The organism is Mesorhizobium sp. M7A.F.Ca.CA.004.06.1.1 (genome assembly GCF_003999135.1).
Lineage (GTDB): Bacteria > Pseudomonadota > Alphaproteobacteria > Rhizobiales > Rhizobiaceae > Mesorhizobium.
Map to the genome: position 1 here is coordinate 1 of NZ_RZPQ01001410.1, position 519 is coordinate 519.

The 519-nt window shown below is 58.6% G+C and carries 1 protein-coding gene; it reads right to left on the reverse strand.

Features of this window, described 5'->3' with window-relative positions:
- The coding region (locus EN906_RS36655) for an aminotransferase class III-fold pyridoxal phosphate-dependent enzyme (RefSeq protein ID WP_127375889.1) at window positions 1-465 on the reverse strand (465 nt) is incomplete at its 3' end.
- Window positions 466-519: the final 54 nt, after the last annotated feature.

A 519-nucleotide genomic window follows, 5' to 3' on the forward strand; every position in this document is an offset into this window, starting at 1 on the left:
GTGATAGGCCATCTTGCGCGAGATGATGCGGTTCTTCTCCGGCTGGCCTTCCAGCACCCAATAGTGGCGCACGAGACGCAGTGCCGTGTCGTTGGCCTCCGAGCCCGACGAACCATAGAACACCTGGTTGACGTGCTTTGGCGCGATCTCCGCCAGCTTCTTGGACAGCAGCACTGGCGTCGGCGTCGAGCATTTGAAGAAGGAGTTGTAATAAGGCAGTTCCTTCATCTGGGCATAGGCGGCCTCGGCCAGCTCGTCACGGCCATAGCCGATGTTGACGCACCACAGCCCGGCCATGCCATCGAGGATTTCAGCCCCCTCGGAATCGTAGATAAAAGGGCCATTGGCATGGGTGATGATGCGCGACCCGGCCCCGCGCATTTCCTTGTGGTCGGTGAACGGATGCAGATGATGCGCGGCGTCGATCTGCTGAAGCTGCTTCAGCGAATAATTCTGATAGGTCATGTCTGATCTTCCCTCTGGATTCTATCCGGCAAGCCGGGGCGAATGCTTCAGAGG